The 18,134-nt window shown below is 67.8% G+C and carries 15 protein-coding genes; 6 read left to right on the top strand and 9 right to left on the bottom strand.

Features of this window, described 5'->3' with window-relative positions; translation table 11 throughout:
• Positions 1–376: 376 nt before the first annotated feature.
• Positions 377–847 (bottom strand): hypothetical protein, encoded by a 471-nt coding sequence (locus ABZ195_RS27310; RefSeq protein WP_355223026.1) that lies wholly within the window; start codon positions 845–847, stop codon positions 377–379.
• A complete protein-coding gene (locus ABZ195_RS27305) occupies positions 844–1,707 on the bottom strand; it encodes an AAA family ATPase (RefSeq protein ID WP_355223028.1) in 864 nt (287 codons plus the stop codon). Before ABZ195_RS27305 ends, ABZ195_RS27310 begins: the two co-directional genes overlap by 4 nt.
• Positions 1,708–2,457: 750 nt before the next feature.
• Between ABZ195_RS27305 and ABZ195_RS27300 the strand changes: the two genes are divergently transcribed.
• Positions 2,458–3,684: a helix-turn-helix transcriptional regulator gene (locus ABZ195_RS27300; RefSeq protein WP_355223025.1), complete on the top strand. Its 1,227-nt coding sequence runs from the start codon at positions 2,458–2,460 to the stop codon at positions 3,682–3,684.
• Positions 3,685–3,738: 54 nt separating this feature from the next.
• The gene (locus ABZ195_RS27295) at positions 3,739–4,287 is read left to right on the top strand and encodes a DUF6308 family protein (protein WP_355223024.1); all 549 of its coding nucleotides are present in this window, start codon (positions 3,739–3,741) and stop codon (positions 4,285–4,287) included.
• 634 nt (positions 4,288–4,921) lie between these two features.
• On the opposite strand, the gene ABZ195_RS27290 is transcribed toward ABZ195_RS27295, so the two are convergent.
• The gene (locus ABZ195_RS27290) at positions 4,922–7,273 is read right to left on the bottom strand and encodes a Tex family protein (RefSeq protein WP_355223023.1); all 2,352 of its coding nucleotides are present in this window, start codon (positions 7,271–7,273) and stop codon (positions 4,922–4,924) included.
• 68 nt (positions 7,274–7,341) lie between these two features.
• Between ABZ195_RS27290 and ABZ195_RS27285 the strand changes: the two genes are divergently transcribed.
• Positions 7,342–8,790: an FAD-binding oxidoreductase gene (locus ABZ195_RS27285; RefSeq protein ID WP_355223022.1), complete on the top strand. Its 1,449-nt coding sequence runs from the start codon at positions 7,342–7,344 to the stop codon at positions 8,788–8,790.
• Here ABZ195_RS27285 and ABZ195_RS27280 read toward each other — a convergent pair.
• Positions 8,738–10,072, bottom strand: coding sequence for an acyltransferase (locus tag ABZ195_RS27280; protein WP_355223021.1), 1,335 nt, complete (start codon positions 10,070–10,072; stop codon positions 8,738–8,740). The genes ABZ195_RS27285 and ABZ195_RS27280 overlap by 53 nt on opposite strands.
• Positions 10,073–10,163: 91 nt before the next feature.
• Between ABZ195_RS27280 and ABZ195_RS27275 the strand changes: the two genes are divergently transcribed.
• Complete coding sequence (locus tag ABZ195_RS27275) at positions 10,164–11,072, top strand: hypothetical protein (protein WP_355223020.1); 909 nt, start codon at positions 10,164–10,166, stop codon at positions 11,070–11,072.
• Between the two features lie 4 nt (positions 11,073–11,076).
• Here ABZ195_RS27275 and ABZ195_RS27270 read toward each other — a convergent pair whose 3' ends face one another.
• Together ABZ195_RS27270 and ABZ195_RS27265 are read right to left on the bottom strand one after the other, a co-directional pair.
• Positions 11,077–11,850, bottom strand: coding sequence for a DUF4239 domain-containing protein (locus ABZ195_RS27270; protein WP_355223019.1), 774 nt, complete (start codon positions 11,848–11,850; stop codon positions 11,077–11,079).
• Positions 11,851–11,942: 92 nt separating this feature from the next.
• Positions 11,943–13,370 (bottom strand): hypothetical protein, encoded by a 1,428-nt coding sequence (locus tag ABZ195_RS27265; protein ID WP_355223018.1) that lies wholly within the window; start codon positions 13,368–13,370, stop codon positions 11,943–11,945.
• Positions 13,371–14,077: 707 nt separating this feature from the next.
• Here ABZ195_RS27265 and ABZ195_RS27260 point away from each other — a divergent pair.
• A complete protein-coding gene (locus tag ABZ195_RS27260) occupies positions 14,078–14,218 on the top strand; it encodes a hypothetical protein (protein ID WP_355223017.1) in 141 nt (46 codons plus the stop codon).
• A gap of 9 nt (positions 14,219–14,227) precedes the next feature.
• Here the strand turns inward: ABZ195_RS27260 and ABZ195_RS27255 are convergent, their stop codons facing one another.
• Both ABZ195_RS27255 and ABZ195_RS27250 read right to left on the bottom strand, forming a co-directional pair.
• Complete coding sequence (locus ABZ195_RS27255; protein WP_355223016.1) at positions 14,228–15,460, bottom strand: MFS transporter; 1,233 nt, start codon at positions 15,458–15,460, stop codon at positions 14,228–14,230.
• Complete coding sequence (locus ABZ195_RS27250) at positions 15,457–16,101, bottom strand: GntR family transcriptional regulator (RefSeq protein ID WP_355223015.1); 645 nt, start codon at positions 16,099–16,101, stop codon at positions 15,457–15,459. Before ABZ195_RS27250 ends, ABZ195_RS27255 begins: the two co-directional genes overlap by 4 nt.
• Positions 16,102–16,198: 97 nt before the next feature.
• Between ABZ195_RS27250 and ABZ195_RS27245 the strand changes: the two genes are divergently transcribed.
• On the top strand, positions 16,199–16,693 hold the full coding sequence (locus tag ABZ195_RS27245; RefSeq protein ID WP_355223014.1) for an LppP/LprE family lipoprotein: 495 nt from the start codon (positions 16,199–16,201) through the stop codon (positions 16,691–16,693).
• Positions 16,694–16,708: 15 nt separating this feature from the next.
• On the opposite strand, the gene ABZ195_RS27240 is transcribed toward ABZ195_RS27245, so the two are convergent.
• Positions 16,709–18,079, bottom strand: coding sequence for a phosphatase PAP2 family protein (locus tag ABZ195_RS27240; RefSeq protein WP_355223013.1), 1,371 nt, complete (start codon positions 18,077–18,079; stop codon positions 16,709–16,711).
• Between the last annotated feature and the right edge of the window lie 55 nt (positions 18,080–18,134).

Genomic DNA, 18,134 nt, shown 5'->3' with positions numbered 1-18,134 from the left:
GCCGGTTGACCCCGATCGAATACGAAGCAATCATGACCACACCGGCCAGTCAGGCCGCGTGACCGAAACTGTCACCTAATGGTGCAGCAGACCCAGCCTCGAACTGACTCGCACGCACGGATTAAGAGATTTCGTATTCTCGCCAGGTGAGATCGATGACTTGCTGCGTGCGATCTACCAATTGCGCGAGCTGGGACACACCGTTCAGGTTTCATCTGCACCGGAGGATGTCGCGATCGAAATCGCAAGGAAGCGCGACGGTTCGCTCGTCGTCCTGCCGGCTGTGGCCGTGTCGGCTTGAGCGCCTGCAGCATCAAAGCTCTTGCGGCGCATGCGGGTCGTCGTCGACGAGAAGCCGGCTAAAAACATGCACTCGCTATCGGAACGCCGAGCCCTTAGCGGCACCTGCGACGACCTTTTCGACGATCCGGTCGACGAGCTTCTTCGGCGTCTTCCACCGCATCGCTAGGCGGTCATGGTCCATGCCGTGTTCGGCGATGATGTCCTTGAGTTGCTCCACGTCGAGTTCGCCGAGGCTGGCTCGCAGTCCGCCCTCCTCGCTGTCGCGGTAGACGGCGAAGGGGTCGACGACGCCCGGCTCACGACGCCTCGAGCGCTTGGCAGGAGTGGACGCAGAACAAACCGCCTCAGAAACTGCAGACACACCGGCAATGGCTGTGGGAGACAGCGCGGTCGTCAACGCCCCGGCGAACCCTGGTGATCGCACAGCTTCGTCCGCGATTGCGCGGGCCACCCGCGCAAGCGCGTCGGCCAACTCGGGCCGCGTCGTTCTGAGCGTGGCTAGCGCTTGGGCAGCTGCTGCCACCTCCGTCGTGGGCTCCGTCATTTGATCGTGTCCGCTGCAATGATGAATTCCATCGCCAGATCGCGCATTGCCTCGAAGCCACCCTGATATCCGTACTTCTGGCGCAGCGTTGACGTGGGAGCGAACTCGGCCGAGGCAGCAATCGCATTCCCGTCGGCCACCTTGGTGTTGAACACGTTCGGCAAATTCGGATCGGACAACAGTCGCTTGACGGTGTTCGTGTGCACGGTCGACGCGCTGCGGTACTTCGTGATCACGATGCCCAGTTCCTGGATCGTCTCGCCAATGCTGTCCGCAAAGGACTTCGTTCGGTTCTGAATCTGCGGGATGCCGTAGGTGCTCAGAATGTCCGGGATCGTCGGGATGATGTAGCCGTCGCTGACCCGCAACCCGTTCAGCGTGACGATGCCAAGGTTTGGTGGGCAGTCGATGAGCACGTAGTCGTAGTCATTCAGGATGGGCTTGATTGCCGGGCGGAGCAGGTCTGTCGGATTGTTGGAGAAGAACTGCCCTGGAGGCACTGACGCCAACCGGTCCTGCACGTCGATCAAGTCGAGGGACGACGGCAACAAGTCGACGGTCGTCACCTGCTTAACCGGACTAACCCCTCGCTGGATGGTGGCGTGCAAGTCGAAGCGGCTGTGCGGGCCCTCGGGGTCGAGCGCGTCGGCGAAGAGCGACACCAGCGTCCTGCCCGCCGCGTTCAGTTCCCTCCACCGTTCTTCGCCGATGAGGACGATGGTGGCATTGGTCTGGGGATCGAGGTCGATCACCAGCACCTTCTTGCCAAACTCGGCGGAGAGGAACTCGGCGAGGCCAACGGTCGTGGTCGTCTTCCCGACGCCGCCCTTGAGGTTGATGGTCGAAATGACGCGCGCCAAGCTAATTTCCCCTGTTTCGCCGGAAGGGCGGTCGTCGCCGCCCCTATCAATCTGCCCGCCCGGCACGGGCGTGCCCACCCGCGCATGCCGCGCAATCGAGCAGCCTAAAGGGACGTCAGGTCTACCCGGATCCCGGGTTCGGGCACGTCACTTTCACGCGCGGGGTCGGTCGCAGCTGACGAAGCTTTTAATGCTTGATGTTTCGCCGATGATCGAACTTTTAGGGCGCAATCAACGCGACTATCTTGTGTCCTATCGGAACCAGGGTGCTGCCCACCCGACAACCTCGTCCTTTCGTGTGCAGACGATGATTTTGATGCTCAGTGCTGAGCTCGCGAAGCATGCTCTTGATGGCCACCCTGTGTCGGTCGTGTCTAGCCAACCGCCACACGCCAACCAACCAGGTGAGCGTCTAGTTTCGAGATCGCCGCTTGTTCACGCGAACCTTTCGTGGTTCCCTCCGCCCGATCGCCGCCATGAGTTAAGAGTTTCTTGGACGAGGCCGTTGGCCGACCGTCCAGCTTGCGCGAGATCCACCGCCGCTTGCTTCGCAGCCTTCACGACCGCGGGGTCCTGACGAACGAAATTCGCGCGGCCCGCGGCCTGCACGATCAGAACTGCGGTATTGATACGAGCCATGGCGAAACCTCTTCCGGTAAAGGAGGCCACTCGACCTCGCAACGAGAAAGTTAGTCACTAAATTAGCTTGAGTCAAGACGCTAAGGCCACTTATTACGCTAAGGTGCCGCTATGGAGTCTTCACTCATGGCACTGGGGCAGGTCATTCGCGAGCATCGCGAGGCCAAGAAACCCAAGTTGACCCAGGACGATCTGGGCGTTGCGGCTGGGTACAAGCTCGGCGCCGGTGTCTCGATCTCCCGCATCGAGAACGGGCTAACTCGCCCTGGGCAGGAACGATTCGCGGGAATTGCCCTCGCGCTGGGGTTGACTCCCACCCAACTGGAGGACGCGGCTAGGGGGCGGACACTCCAGCTGGCTCAGGACGGAGGTGTGCCGCCAAGTGAGGACGGTAGAGCGGCCGGCGAGGAGCGCATCAAGGATCGAGTCAGGCGCATTCAGCAAGAAGTCGAGACCCGAACGACACTCATCACAAAGCTTGGGGATGAGTTCAACGAGGCGCATGATCGTGCGCGCGACGACTTCTTCATGAAATTCGTCGAGATAGCTGGCCAGATCGACGGCGCACCGCAGCCCGATCCCGAAGGTCTTGAGGTCGATGATGTCGATGACGCGCAAGCCGAAGCGCAATATCGTTTGCAATTCACCTCTTTCGGGATTGCTCATGTGCTTGCAGGCGGTGCAGGAGGTGCCGTCGCTGGCGCTGCTGCCGGGGGGGCCGCTGCTTACGGCACGTTCCTGACTGCGGTGACGTTGGGATCTGCATCGACGGGAACGGCTATCGCGGGGCTCTCGGGGGCCGCTGCCAGTAACGCTGCGTTGGCATTGTTGGGCGGGGGCACGCTTGCCGCCGGGGGTGCGGGGGTCGCTGGGGGCACGGCAGTACTCGTCGGGATCGTCGCGGCGCCGGCGCTCTTGCTCACGCTAGGAGGTCTGGTCTGGATGGTCAGGCGGAGCCGTAAGCAGCAACAAGAGCTCGCGGAGAAACTCGACGAGGCAGATCGTGAGATTGCCGCAACGAGAAGGGGATTCAATGCGTTCGTGGACGTCATTCCGCGTGCGGCGAAGACCCTTGATTACATAGCCGTGCACGGTGGCCACGCCTTGAAGCGGTGGAAAAGCCAACTTGGGGCGGGACCGCTGAATTGGGATTCGCTGTCTCCTGACGACCAGCAGCGGTATCAGGATTTCATTCGAGTCGCCGCAAGCCAGTTGTCGATAGCTGCCATCAACGTGCAAGAACTCATGGCCAGTCGAGGCGCGGATCGGGAGGCGCGGATCGAGTTCGCCGACGAGGTCTTGAAGCAGGGGCAGTCCACCATCGAGTCGCTCATCTGAGCACGCGTTCTCGGTGTCCGGATTTCGCTGAAACGGCTAGGCCAAGTTCGAGTAATGGGCGACCCAGGCCGTTATGCAGATGGCGGAACCTACGAACTGCCAGCAGACTGGGTACCGCTTTCGGAAGCGGTACTCGAAGACATCCTGCAGCGCGCCCAGCAAGCGATCACTGCACCGGATGCGATCGATCGATTGGCCAGGTTCTATGACACGGCGAGCGAATATGCCGGCACCAGTTTTCTCGACGTCGAGCCTAATCCCCCGGGCTCAGTTCATGCCGCCGACCTCTACGCCGTGAGCCGACTCAGTATCACCGTCACCAACCGGCAGGGTCGACTCCTTATCTCGGACGACGCTGTCGTTGGCCGCACAGAACGACTCTTGGCCGCTGTCTCTCCGGATGTCGCGCTCGGTGACGTGGCCCCGGACGTGCTGCGGGCGATGTCGGACCTACAGCACCATTTCAGAACGCTGTTGGCGACCGAATCTCGGCAGTCGAACCACTGGGTGTTCGCCGCCAACTTTGTGCGCGGAAGCAGCCCGCGCTCTTTTCTGTTCGAGACAACGTCGTGTGCCGATACTTGTCAGGCGGCCAGCAGCTAGCCGGATCCACCGAGCATCTGAAAACGGGGCGCCTGGGGTCGTTTAGCAGCGACATTCAAGCTTTCGCCTACATCGCCCACCGATGCGGCGCTTCGCGACGCGCTTACCTCTCTAAGCGATCGAGCAAGTGGACACGACCTGGTTGTCGACCAACAGCCGCTCCGACTACTTGACGTACTCCTGTGGACTCGAGGCATGAAGCTGGAGCAGTGAGCTGACCGGCCGAGCGCAAGGGAGCACTCCGGTACTCGGATGACGGCTTGTAGGAACGCCATTCAGACACGGTTGTCGTCATGCAATTCATTTCGACGTCGTCAAGATCCCGCGCAAAGCCCTAAGCCGCCGTCGGGTCGGCACCGCGTTCAGCGGGGCAACTGAATCGCGCGTGAACTGCCGGCGGTGAGGTCTTGATCCGCGCGCCAAACATCGCGACCGGCACCACCAAAAACGTTCCGAGCGCAACGGAATTCGTAGGCGCCAAAAGCAATCCACCCACATGACGGATCCGCAGACCTTGCCCGCTTCAGTGTCGGCGCCCCAGCGCGGTGGCCGACGACGACACGCTCTACGAATTCGTGTCCCAACGCAGGAAAAATCGGAAGTCTGCTAGTCGTCCCTTCGGGCGTGGGCCTCCCTACCGCCCAAACCCCGCATTCCGCAACGCCTCCGCCATCGACCCCGCAGCCGGCGCCGCCTCACGCCGACCAGAATCCCTGCGCGGGTTCGGGTTCGCCCGCTCGCCCCGCGCCTTCGGCCCGGCCCCCTTCGGCCCGGAACCCTTGGCCGGCCCACGCTGCTGTGGCGTGTCCTTCAACCGCAATGTCAACCCAATTCGCTGCCGGTCCACGTCAACCTCGAGCACCTTGACCTTCACCACCTGTCCCGACTTCACCACCTCGTGCGGATCGGAGACGTAGCGGTCCGACATCGCCGAGACGTGCACCAGACCGTCCTGGTGCACGCCCACGTCGACGAACGCACCGAACGCAGCCACATTGGTCACCACGCCCTCGAGCACCATCCCCGGCTTGAGGTCGGCCACCTTCTCCACCCCCGCGGCGAACGTAGCCGTGGAGAACGCCGGCCGCGGGTCGCGCCCGGGCTTCTCCAGCTCGGCGAGGATGTCGGACACCGTCGGGATGCCGAACCGGTCGTCGGCGAAGTCGGCCGGCTGCAACGACTTCAGAGTCCGTGAATCGCCGATCAGCTCGGCCAACGTCACGCCCGCGCGGTCCAGGATGCGCCGCACCACCGGGTAGGCCTCCGGGTGCACCCCCGACCCGTCGAGGGGATCCTCCCCGTCGGTGATCCGCAGGAACCCCGCGCACTGCTCGAAGGCCTTGGGCCCCAACCGCGGAACCTTCAGTAGCGCCTTGCGGTTGCGGAACGGCCCCGTCGACTCTCGGTGCGCGACGATCGCCTCGGCCATCGTGTCGGTCACCCCCGACACCCGCGCCAACAGCGGTACCGACGCGGTATTTAGGTCCACGCCAACGGCGTTCACCGCGTCCTCCACCACCGCGTCCAGGCTGCGCGCCAGCGTCCCCGGGGTGATGTCGTGCTGGTACTGCCCGACCCCGATCGACTTCGGCTCGATCTTCACCAGCTCGGCCAGCGGGTCCTGCAGTCGCCGCGCGATCGACACCGCGCCGCGGATCGTCACGTCCAAGTCCGGCAGTTCGTGGGCGGCGTATGCCGAGGCCGAGTACACCGACGCGCCCGCCTCGCTGACCATCGCCTTCACCGGCGCCTTGGCGCCCGACTTGGTGATGTCGGTGATGAGTTCGCTTGCCAGCGCGTCGGTTTCGCGCGACGCGGTGCCGTTGCCGATGGCGATCAGGTCCACGCCGTGGCGGGCGATCAGCGCACCGAGGACCGCCTTGGCCTCGTCCCACTTCTGCTGCGGCTGGTGCGGGAAGATCGCGCAGTGGTCGAGCACCTTGCCCGTCGCGTCCACGACGGCGACCTTCACCCCGGTCCGGAAGCCGGGGTCGAGCCCCAGGGTGGTGCGGGTGCCCGCCGGCGCCGCGAGCAGCAGGTCCTTGAGATTCTTGGCGAACACCGACACCGCGTCCAGCTCGGCGCGCTGGCGCAGCTTGACCCGCGCGTCCACCGCCGCCGACACCATCAGCTTCACCCGCCACGCCAGCTTCACCGTCGTCGCCAGGAACGGCGTCGCCGGACTCTTCGCCGAGAGGTCGACCCCAAGGGTCTGGGCCACCATCGCGTGGTAGACCTCCTCGTCACCGCCGTCGAGGGTGACCGAGAGCACCTGCTCCTTCTCCCCGCGCATCACCGCGAGCACCCGATGCGACGGCATCTTCTCCAGCGGCTCGGAGAAGTCGAAGTAGTCTCGGAACTTCTGCGCTGCAGGTGTCTTCGCCGCGTCGGAGGTCGACAACGACGTCCGCACGGCGCCGTCGGCCCAGAACTTGGCGCGCACCGCGCCCACCAGCTCCGCGTCCTCGGCGGCCCGCTCGATGATGATGTGGCGCGCCCCGTCCAACGCCGCGGCGGCGTCGGCCACCTCCTCGGAGAGGAACTCCCCCGCCGCGGTCTCCGGCACCACCGTCGGATCGGCAAGCAACCGCTCGGCCAGCGGTTCCAGACCCGCCTCGCGGGCGATCTGCGCCTTGGTTCGCCGCTTGGGCTTGTACGGCAGGTAGATGTCCTCGACCCGGGATTTCGTGTCCGCGGTCAGCAGCGCCGTGCGCAGTTCGTCGGTGAGCTTGCCCTGCTCCTCGATCGAGGCCAGCACCGCGGTGCGCCGCGCGTCCAGCTCGCGCAGATAGGCCAGCCGCTCCTCCAGCAGGCGCAACTGCCCGTCGTCGAGGCTGCCGGTCACCTCCTTGCGGTAGCGGGCGATGAACGGCACCGTCGCACCCTCGTCGAGCAACCGCACGGTCGCGGCCACCTGGGCCTCCCGAACAGCGAGTTCGTCGGCGAGGCGGGCGTTTACGGACTTGACGGCAGGGCTCTGAGTCACGCCGAGACCCTACCCAATGCGCCCGACGCCACCCGGCGGGCAACGCCGTGTGGTCGAATCAGGAGGCCATGACCACAGAGCTCTCCCGGCAGGCGTTCGTGCGTGGCGCGCTCGGCGTGGCGGCCACGGCGATGCTCGGCGCCTGCGGGTCGCCCCAGGCCCCCACCACCCCGACGACGCCCTCTCCCCCCGTGCCCCGCTGGGCCGAGCTGGGCGACCTCGTCGTGCTGCCCGGCGACCCGACCTACGCCACCGCCAAGACCGTGTTCAACACCCGCTTCGCCGGGTCGGCGCCGATAGCCGTCGTCCGGCCCGCCTCGACCGCCGACGTGCAGCGCGCCCTCGCGTTCGCCGCGCAGAACGCTCTCGTGGTCACCGCCCGCAGCGGAGGGCACTCCTACGTCGGCGCGTCCACCGCGGCCGGCACGATGGTGCTCGACCTGCGCGGACTGCCCGCCGACATCACCTACGACGACGGCACCGGGCTGGTCACCGTGCCCGCCGCCGCCGACATCGCCTCAGTGCAGACGGCTCTGAGCCCGCGCGGGCGCTCGATCCCCACCGGCAGCTGCCCGTCGGTCGGCGTCGCCGGGCTGACCCTGGGCGGCGGGCTGGGTGCCGACGCCCGCCGCTACGGACTGACCTGCGACGCACTGCGGTCTGCGACGGTCGTGCTGCCCGCCGGGGAGATCGTCACCGCCTCGGCCGACGAGCACCCCGACTTGTTCTGGGCGCTGCGCGGCGGCGGGGCGAACTGCGGCGTCGTCACCGCCTTCACCTTCGCCACGTTCCCGACCACCGACCGCGACGTCGTCACCCTCGTCTTCCCGGAGGAGGCCGCCGCCGATGCCGTCGTCGGCTGGCACGGCTGGCTCACCACCGCCGACCGTGAGGTCTGGAGCATGGTCAACCTGACCGTCGGCCCCGACTCCGGACGCTGCTCGGTGGTGCTGGCCACCCCGCCCGGCGCGGGACCGGGCCTGGCCGACGACGTCACCGCCGCGGTCGGCGTCACCTCGGTCAGCCGCAGCGTCCGCACCCTGGACCACCCGGCGTTCGTCTCCTACTTCAGCGGCGGGGCCGACGCGGTGCGGCCGCGGGCGTTCGTCGCGGGCACCGACGTCGTCGCGGAGATGACACCGGCGGCGGCAACGGCCCTGGTGACCGCGACGACGGCGTGGCCGCGTGACCTGGCGCCGGCGACCGCGGTGGTCGAATCCCTCGACGGCGCAATCCAAGACGTCGCCCCGGACGCCAGCGCGTTCCCGTGGCGGCGCCACGCCGCATCGGTGCAGTGGTACGTCGAGACCCCTACCCAGGCCCTCGTCGACGCCGCCGACACCTGGCTGACCGCTGCCCATGGCGCACTCGGCGACCACTCGGCCGGCGGGTACGTCAACTACCTCGAACCGTCGACGCCGGCGCAGCGCTACTTCAGTGCCAACACTGCGCGGCTACGGACGATCAGCCAGCGGTACGACCCGACGGGACGGATGTTTCCGAGCCCGAATTGGTGACGGCGCACAGCCGGGCGGCCATCACGGCTGCCACGAAGCAGCCCAGTGAGGACCATCCCTCGACGTCGCCGAGCCCGTCCTTGGCCATCAGCAGCACCGCGACACCCGCCGCGCAGACGAACACCCCGGCGGCCACCGACCTCGCGCCCGTCGCTCGGGCCTTGGCGTCCCACCACGGCAACCGGCGATGCTCCAGCGGCGACAGCAGCGCGAACGCGGCCGCCATCACCACGGCGAACACCACCGCACGCAGCGCGAGGTGACCGCAGAAGCCAGAGGCATGCACGTCGTAGGCGTCGATGCCGACGGCGTGCAGCGCGAAGGTCGCCACGGCAATCGCCGGAATGTGCCAGAGGTAGAGCGTCATCGCTCCCCCGTTACCCAGGGCGACGGCCCGCCAGACCCGCGGCCGCCGGGCCCAGCGCCCGACCGCTCCGGCGGCGACCACGAACAGGAACGACATCCAGGTGCAGTGCAGCGCCAGCAGCAGCGTCGGCGGCGACACGTTGGACAATCGTTCGACTCCGGTCACCACCAGGGACACCTCGTAGGGGCCGACGGCGACCGCGAGCAGCGCGCCGGCGAAGGCGACCGCGGCCACGGCCAGCGCCGCCCACCGAATGATCAGCTGGCGGGCATACCCCACGCCGATCACCACGGGAATCAGCCACACGAACAGGAAGTTGGCCACCCCGGCCATCGGCGAGCCGGCCGCCAGCCGAATGGCGTCGTTGGCCGCGGCCGCGACGAGCAGGGCCAGCACCACGAGGACGACGCCGCGCCCGGACCGCAGCCGGGTCAGCGCCGGCACGAAGGCCAGCGCCACCAGGTAGACGCCCAGGAACCACAGCAGCGCGACCGACTCGCGACCCAACCCCGCCGCGGACTCAGCGCCCAGCACCACCCGGGTGACCAGCAGGCCGACCACCCACGCCGCCAGATACCAGAACACCGGTCGGCACAGCCGCTGCGAGCGAGTGAACAGCCACGTGCCCCACGCCGTCCCGGGCCGCCAACCGTAAGCGCCCGCCGCACCGCCGGCGAGGAAGAACAGCGGCATCACCTGCACGATCCAGGTGACCGGCTGGAGCCTGGGCAGTGTGCCCAGCAGGTTGCCGATGCGCAAGCCGCCGGCGTCGATGGTGGCCAGCAGCAGCGCGCAATGCCCGAACATCACCACCACCAGGGCGGCCAGCCGGGCCACGTCGACGGCGCGGTCGCGCACGGGGGCGGAGTCGTCGGCGACGGTGGGTGCGTGCGAGGACGAGGCGGTGTGAGCCATGCCTCCAGCATGCCGCCCGACCGGCCGTGATGACTGAGTAGGACTACGCGACTTTGGGTCACCGGGCCCGATTCGCCTACATTGCTCGGTGATGCGCCTCGTACTGATCGTCCTGACCGTTGCCTTCGGCGTGCTCGCCTCGCCCACCGCCCCCGCCGGCGCCGACGCGTCTACGGCGCCCGACCTCAGCGGCTACACCACGGTGTCCACCTATCCGTACGTGATGGGCAACGAGGTGTACTTCCAGACCCCCGACGGGCTTCTCTGCGCGATGCTGCCCGACCGCGGCATCGCCGGGTGCGACGGACGGCTGCCGGGCGCCCCGGCCGACGTCAACGAGATCGGCCTGGGCCCCGACACCAGCACCCGTGGCCTGATCGCCACGGCCAACCACCGATTCGTGAAGTCGACCGGGAACGCTGCGCCGGTGCTGCGCGCGGGTCAGAAGATCGTCTTCGGCGACTTCGAATGTGCCGTCGGCGCGGATTCGTTCACCGCCTGCACCAAGGGTCAGCCCGTCGCGCAGTGGATGGTGGTGTCTCCCAAGACCACCGGCATCGGTCCCGCCACAGCCGGCCTCCCGCCGGGGTTCCCCGACCCCAACGACTTCGTCCTGGGCGACGAGAGCTACATCGTCGGCCAGGGCGCGAAGAACCTCTTCCCCGTGTTCTCGGTCGACGCCGGCCTCACGTGCTCGATCGTCGTGTTCAGCGGTGGTGAAATGGGTTGTGACGGGCCGCTACCGCTCGTGCTCGGCGGCGAGAACGAGGTGTACGCCCAGGTACCCGGCCCAGCCGGCATCCGTCGCACCGACGCCCCGAAGTTCACCACGCCGGCGTACCCGGGTCCGGTGAAGCGACTGCCCGTCGGGTACCGCGTTCACGGCATCGGCTCGACCTGCATGGCGATCTACGGCGGGGTGGCGTGCGTGGCCTTCTTGAACGGTGGGGTGCACGCCTTCGAAGTGACGCCCTCGGGAGTGTCCACCTTCGGCGGGTGACGGCTCAGGGCGTGGGGCGCTGGTGCTCCCACGTCTGCAGCACGTTGACGTACGGCGTCGGGCTCACCGAGAGCGCACCGACGAACGGATGCTCGAGGGCGAAGATCAGGTAGATCACGAAGCCCATCAACGCCGCGGTCAGGCCGACGGCACACGCGTGCAGCACCAGGTCACGGGTGCCGAACAGGAAGGTGAAGGCCATGACCACCGCACCGCCGCCGAGCAGGAGCACCCACAGCTCTCCGGGCACCGCCGCATCGCCTGCCGACACCCGCAGCTTGCGGTTGGCGCTGAGGTCGTTGAGCTTGACGATGTCATGGTCGAAGAACGCAATCTCGTTGCGGCTCTGCGGTTGCACGCTCAGGTAGGCCGACCAGACGTCGGTCATCGGGCCGGACTCCTCCTCGACGGTCTCCCCACGCCGCATGCGGGGCAGCTCGTCGTCGATGACGTCGCGGGTGTAGACGAGCAGGCTCTGCTGCACCTCGGTCCGCGACGCCACGGGGATCGCCACCGAATCCCGTAGCAGTTCGGCGATGGCGCTGGCCTCGGCCTGGGTGGCGTCCTCCGCGTCACCGAACTGCTCCCACACCACGACCACGATGAACGCCACCAACACGGCGTAGAGCACCCCGGCCAGTTGGAACACCTGCCCGGAGACGAGATTGGCGTTCTCGAGTCTTGTGTGCGACACCAACTTTCGGAACACCAGCAGCCCGCCGACGGAGACTCCCACGACCACTGCGATGGCCAGGAACCCCAGTAGCGGCGCAGGCATCTGCAGAAGCCAAATCACGAGCCGCGCCCCCCAGTCGCGCAGACGCTAGCCGTCCACCCCGCCATTATGGACAGCGGGACCCTTCGGACGCGTCAAATCACCGAACGCAGCCCCAGCGCCGTCGACACCTGCGCGGCGAAGACGCACAGGCCGGTCACGAATTGCCGCGCCACCGGACCGGGAAGGTCGTCGACGTGGCCGCAGGCACCGCCGAGGACCCCACCGACCGGGAGGACCGCCACGACGCTCGGGGTCAGCTGCAGCACGACGGCGTACCCGTCGTGGTCACCGGTGGTGAAGGTCCCGTCGTCGTAGGCGTTGCCCAGGGGCACGTAGCCGACGACCGTCGCGGCGCCGCTGGCGACGAGCCGACGGGCGAGTTCGGTGCGTGCGACGTCGGAGGAGACGTAGGCGTGGGTGAACGGATTGGCCGGGTTGAGCGTTTCGGTGCTGAAGGCGCCGGTGTAGACGTACCCCGTGCCGGTGGTCGCCGGTGCCGGTCCGAACACCCGGCCGTGGTCGTTGGGGAACAGGAAGAAGTTGTCGGAGAACGCCTGGAGGAATCCTGCGGGCTGCTGACCGTAGGTCCTGCCGTCGATGACGCCGAGGAAGCCGGTGGTGTGAATCGGCTGGGCCGGGAAGCCCGCGCGCGTCATGGCCTGGTCGAGGCGGGCTTCGGATTCGGCGGTGCTCGTCGACGACGGGTCCAGGATGATGACGTTGACCGTCTCCAGGACGGTCTTGCCGTCGTGCGGAACGCCGCCGTAGTTCGCGATCTGCCCGTTCGGCTGAAGCAGCCAGGGGCTGACGTCGCCATACGGGGTATGTGCGACGTCGGTGGGGCTGGGCACCGCCGCGACGCTGGGCTGCGCCGTCGTCGTCACCGCGGCGGCGGGCTTGACCAGGGCGGCGGTCTCGGTGTTGCGTCGCACCAACTGAAGGGCCCCGAGGACGTCCGGGGCCGGAGCCACCGGGGCGTCGCCCGTGCGCGTCGTGGACGACGACGAGCCCTTGCTCGGTGCCACCGCCGAGGCGGTGACGACGGTGGCGGTCGCCGCGGTCGTGGCCTCCGCGTCGGCTGTGCCCGTGTCGTTGCGAGACTTCGGCGTGGTCGTGGTCTCGGTGGAGTCGACCGTCGAGGTGGGCGACGAATGCTTGCCGGGCTTGGTGGTCGCCGTTCCGGAGACGCGGGAGGTGACGATCGCCTTCGCAGCGCCGACCGACGAGGAGGGCGAGTCCGTGCCCACGTGGCTGCCGTCGGTGGTCTCAGCGGCCGAGGCGGTAGACGACGACGCCGTGGTCGAAGATGATGCCGTCGTCGAGGAGTGAGACGGACCGGCCGACGATGACGAGTCGGACGCGCCCTCGTCGGCGTAGGCGACACCGGCGCCGTGAGCCACGGCGGCGCCGATGCCAAGGGCGACGGCGAGTGCGCCTACCCGGCCCACGTAGCTGGCCGCGCCGGGACCGTCGTCGGCAGCGTGCCGTGGCGTATATGCCGACCTACTGTGTCGCCCCATGGCAGTCCCCTCGGATCCGCTCGTCGCGAGGACTACGCACTCTGCTCAGCGGTCCTCGACCGACGAAGCGTATACGCACCGGGCATCGGCTGTAAGCCCAAGCGGCAAGGGGGAGCGATGAGCCCGTCCTCCCCTAGCAGGCGTATCGGATTGCCTCACCCCATGCCTTACGAAGACAGTCGGTCGGACGCAATCTGCCCGGGCCGCCTTCGCAACGGATGGGTACACCAATTGACGTTTCAGCAAACTGATGAGCAATGTGATGTGGCCCGGCTGACCTTTGCTGCCGGCGAACAGCGGGTGCAAGGCGGTCTGAGCTGGCGAAATCAAGGGGCGGGGCCGCAGGCAACGTCACCGCAGCCCCGCGAAATGGAAACTACCTCGCCGTCAACGGTTCGGCATCTCGAGGGCTTTCACGGTCGGCGTAAAGCCGTGGGGCACGGCGCCAAGCGCCGTCAGTTCGAGGTCGGCGCAGTCCCGTGACCTGCGCAGAAATCGTGTACGAGCGTGGTCTACGAAGGCTTTAGGATCGTCCGTATGGGAGGCGGGCAGGCGTGGTCCGCTGCCGCGTCTTCCTCCGATCAGCGGACCCACGACTCCCCCGCCGTCTCCACCAGTCGGCCGACAGACTTCGGGCGCTCGCGGCGACAGGGTTGTCCCATCGCCGGATACCACCGGCGGAAGTGACCCGGACGAGGGATTTGATCATGACCAGGACCCACCGGAGAAACATGGACGACGAATGCGGCCGGCACGGCGACGGCGACCGCGACGCAGCGCTGTGGTGGGCGACGAGGACCGCCGTCGCGGCGTTCGTCGACTACCGGCAGCCATCCGAGGCCGACTGACCGCAGGACCTATCCCGTCGCGGCCAGGTGCTTGGACCAGCCCGAGCCGCAGCGCACCGCGCATGCCGCCGCCATCACGGCCAGCCCGGTCAGCATGGCCGGGTAGCCGACGTAGGGCGCTAGAGCCGCGAGCGCGGCCGGAAGGAGGAACCCGACGTAGGCCAGCGAGTAGTAGATCCCCGAGATGCCCGCGAGTTCGTCGGGTTCGGCGATGCGTTGGATCTCCAAGAGTCCTGAGACGATGGCGATTCCGTAGGCGCTGCCCAGAAGCATGGCGACCAGGACGGCCACGACCGGCGATCGGGTGAGCGCGGTGATCACGGCGGCGAGGATGCCAACGGTCATGAGCACCATGGACACGACCACCGCGCGGGCGCTCGACACGTCGTCCAGGCGCCGGGCGATCGGCTGGACCAGCACCCCGCACGCCAACGTCAGGACGGTGAGCCCGGCGGTGTAGAGAAGTGCCCAGTGGCCGAGTTCGTCGGCCACCAGTGCAGGCACGATGGCATAGGCGATCGCGGCGGAACCGAAGATCCACGGCGCCATGGGAACCACGACGTGGGTGAAGCGACGGTGCGCGGCGGCGGGCACCCGCAACCCCTGCATCAGGCTCCGGTTCGACGTCTCGGTCCGGGTCTCGACGGCTCGAGACATCAACGCCCACAACGCTGGAATGCACAGTGCGGCGTGCACGACGTAGGTGAGCACCAGCGGCAGCGGCGCGAAGGCGGCGAGCAGGCCCGCGCATGCCGGTCCGGCGCCGAGACCGAGCGACAGGCAGATCGACGCGCGGCGGGCGCCCGCCCCCGGGGCGGCGTCGTCGTAGGGCGGTCGCGACAGTTCGGTGATCCACGCCGAGCCGACGGCCATGGCGATCCCGATGGCGAGACCGCTGAGCAGTCGCCCGCCGAAGAGCGCGACGAATCCGGCGACATCGCCGACGGCCAGGGTCAGGCTGCCAATCGCCGACGCGACGATGCCGAAGGCCATGACGGGCCGGCGACCGTGCCGGTCCGACGCCGTCGACGCGAGCAGCAGGCCGGGCACCAGCCCGAGTACGTACGCGCCCAGCAACACGTCGACGTCGACGCGCGAGTATCCCGCTTGCTGCGCATAGGCGATCAGCAGCGGCGTGAATTCGTTACCGCCCCAACCGATGCAGAAGGCGGCGAACGCCACCGCCATCCAGGCGCGCCGGGTCGGGGTGGCCAGGGCGGTCGACGACATGGTGCTGGTCATCCGATCGTCACCCGGTAGGTCGCCTCCAGGTGCAGCACGAGTGCGGACTCGAAGCGGTTCAGGTCGCGCGCGCCAATCGCCGCGGCCAGTTCGTCGTGCTCGTCGATCAGGGCGGCCAGCCGCGTGGACTCCGAGCGGGCGGCGTCGGCCATCATGCGGCGCTGACGCTCGCTGATCGAACAGTAGAACCGTTGGGCGACGGCGTTTCCGGCCACTTCGACGATGCGTCGGTGGAAGGCGTCGTCGGCAGCGGCGAAGTGCTGCACGTCGCCAACGGACGCGTCCTCGCGCTGCAGGGCGATCAGCGCGGTCAGGTCGGTGAAGAGAGCTTCGACGGCGTCCGCGGACCGGCACAGGCGACGGACTGCGGCGGTCTCCAGTGCGAGACGCATCTCCAGGACGTCGGTGGAGTCATGGGCCGAGATGGGGACGACGACCGCGCCGCGCCGGGGCAGGAGTTCGAGGAGGTCCTCGGCGGCCAGGCGCAGGAAAGCCTCGTGCACGGGAGTGCGGCTCACGCCCAGCTGCGCCGCCATCTCGACCTCGCTGAGGAGTTGGCCCCCGCGGACGCCTCCGGACAGGATCTGATCCTTGGCGACCTCATACGCGCGCTGGGCGCTCGACGTCTCCGAACTGGTCACCCGACGACGTTAACACCATGCATGCAAGCTTGCATGCATGGTGCGGGCGACGTCACAGTCGGTGGGGATACGGTGGTGACGAGTGAAGGAGGCAGCGATGATCCGACGGGCCCTCGGGGCGGCGGCCGGCGCAGGTCTGGTAGCGCTGGGAGCTCCCGCGTCCGCGAACGCCGCACCCCCCGGTGCGTGCGGCGTCGACCTGGGGGCGCCGCAGATCAGCACCGCGGTGCGGTCGCTGCCTCCGTATCCGGGCACCGACTGGACCTGGTCGGCCGAACCGGCGTCCATCGAGGGCAACTTCAACCCGTGCGCCACGCTCTCGACGGCACTGGTGACCGTCACGCAGGCGACGGGAAGTTCCCCCGTGACAGCGCTGATGTTCCACGACGGTCGCTATCTCGGAACGGCGACGTCGAAGGCCTACGGCTTCACCAGCTTCGACCCCGACCGGACCACCGACGACACCGTGGTCCTGGACTACGAGGTGCCCGGTGCGTGCAACGCGTGTGCACCGGCCTCGGTCAGCAGCGTCCGCTACCAGTGGCAGGGCGACCACGTCGCGATGCTGGACCCCGCGCCGCCGTCGGTCTGATCCAGTGGGGACCGCCTACCTGGGCGCTGCTTCGATGGCTCGTTGCGCCGCGCGATGAAGATCGAGGCGCGAGTACACCCCGAAGGCGCTGCCGTCGTCGAGGAAGCCGCCACCCGGCCCAAGAGTCGCCGTCAGGATGGCGTTGGCCTGGTCCAGTGAGAGGTAGGGATATGCGGCGGTGAGGAGGTATCCGGCTTCCGGCGCGACCTTTCCGACGTCCACGGCGGCCCCTACGTTCTGGCCGAATACTGCTGGCAGGCCATATGTCTGGGTGGTGTCGACGAATCGAGCGTTGTCCTCGGGCCGCGCGAACCGGCTCTGGTCATCTCTGGCGCATACTTCCACGGCGTTCCCGCACGCACCGGCGAGGGCGCCGGTGAGATCGGTTCGCGCCTTGGCCAGCGCTTGGCGGAAGTCGTCGATGCGCACGCCGTCCCGGTCGACACCGACGTACCCCGCCGTGTTCGCCAGCAGGTGCGCCAAGTCGTAGGTGGCCAGCGTCCGTCCACCGAGCACGTCCATGGCGTAGTGCGCGCCGATGATGACGCGGTCGTTGCCGTACTCGGCGGCGCGCACCATCATCTCCGGATAACGGTCGGGAACCAGCAGGGCGAGCATCAGCGATTCGGTGTAGCCGTACGTGGTGTGGCCGCTAGGGAACGACGGGCTGTCGACCAAATTCTGCTCCGGCCCGCGCAGCCAGGCCGAATTGTCCGACGGGGCACCGAGGAAGTCCAGACCGTCGTAGGTCAGCAGGTGCGGCTCGGTCTGGAACGGTCGGGAGTTGCCGTAGGCGTCGGCCCCCTCGGTGCCCGCCGGCAGGTCGTAGGCCTTGCCGAAGACGTCGGTGACCCCGCCCGCCTTCTGCAGGATTGCCAGCGCCTCTGCCGAGACGGGCCTCTTGCCGTCGGTGGTCCCGTTGGCGAAGAAGTACTTGCCCGCATTGGAGTCGGTCTTGGTGACGTCCGAGGCGTAGGCGATCACCTCCGCGACGGCCGGACTGACGTTGGTGAAGCGTTCTTCACCGTCGGGGTCGCGGGTGTAGGAGGTCAACCTTTGATAGGCGCCACCGAGTGACGTCCCCAGACCGTCGGCCAGCTGATAGGCGTTGCCGTCGGTGATGAAGGCGTCGCGCAGCGCCTGCTGCTGCTGATCGGCGAACGGCAGCAAGGTCGGCTGGTTGGCGATCCCGTTCTGAATCGCCCCGGTGACGGTGAGATTCGACGCCAGGGCAGCCCGGCCGGCCTCGGTGCCATTCAGGGTGGTCAGCGGCGCCAGCCCGCGAAGCACGGCCAGACTCGACGAGCCCTGGGCCGATGCGGTGCCGGGGCTCAGCAGCGCGCCGGCGCTGACGATCAAGACGAGCAGACATCCACGCAGTTTCATCGTCGACTCCTCTGATTGGGGGCAGCCCGAATCCTAGGGACTAACTGCGGCCGAC

The sequence above is a fragment of the Mycobacterium sp. NPDC006124 genome (assembly GCF_040614235.1).
Taxonomy (GTDB): domain Bacteria; phylum Actinomycetota; class Actinomycetes; order Mycobacteriales; family Mycobacteriaceae; genus Mycobacterium.
Note: the sequence above shows the minus strand (reverse complement) of the source record. Positions and strands in the feature narration are given on the sequence as shown.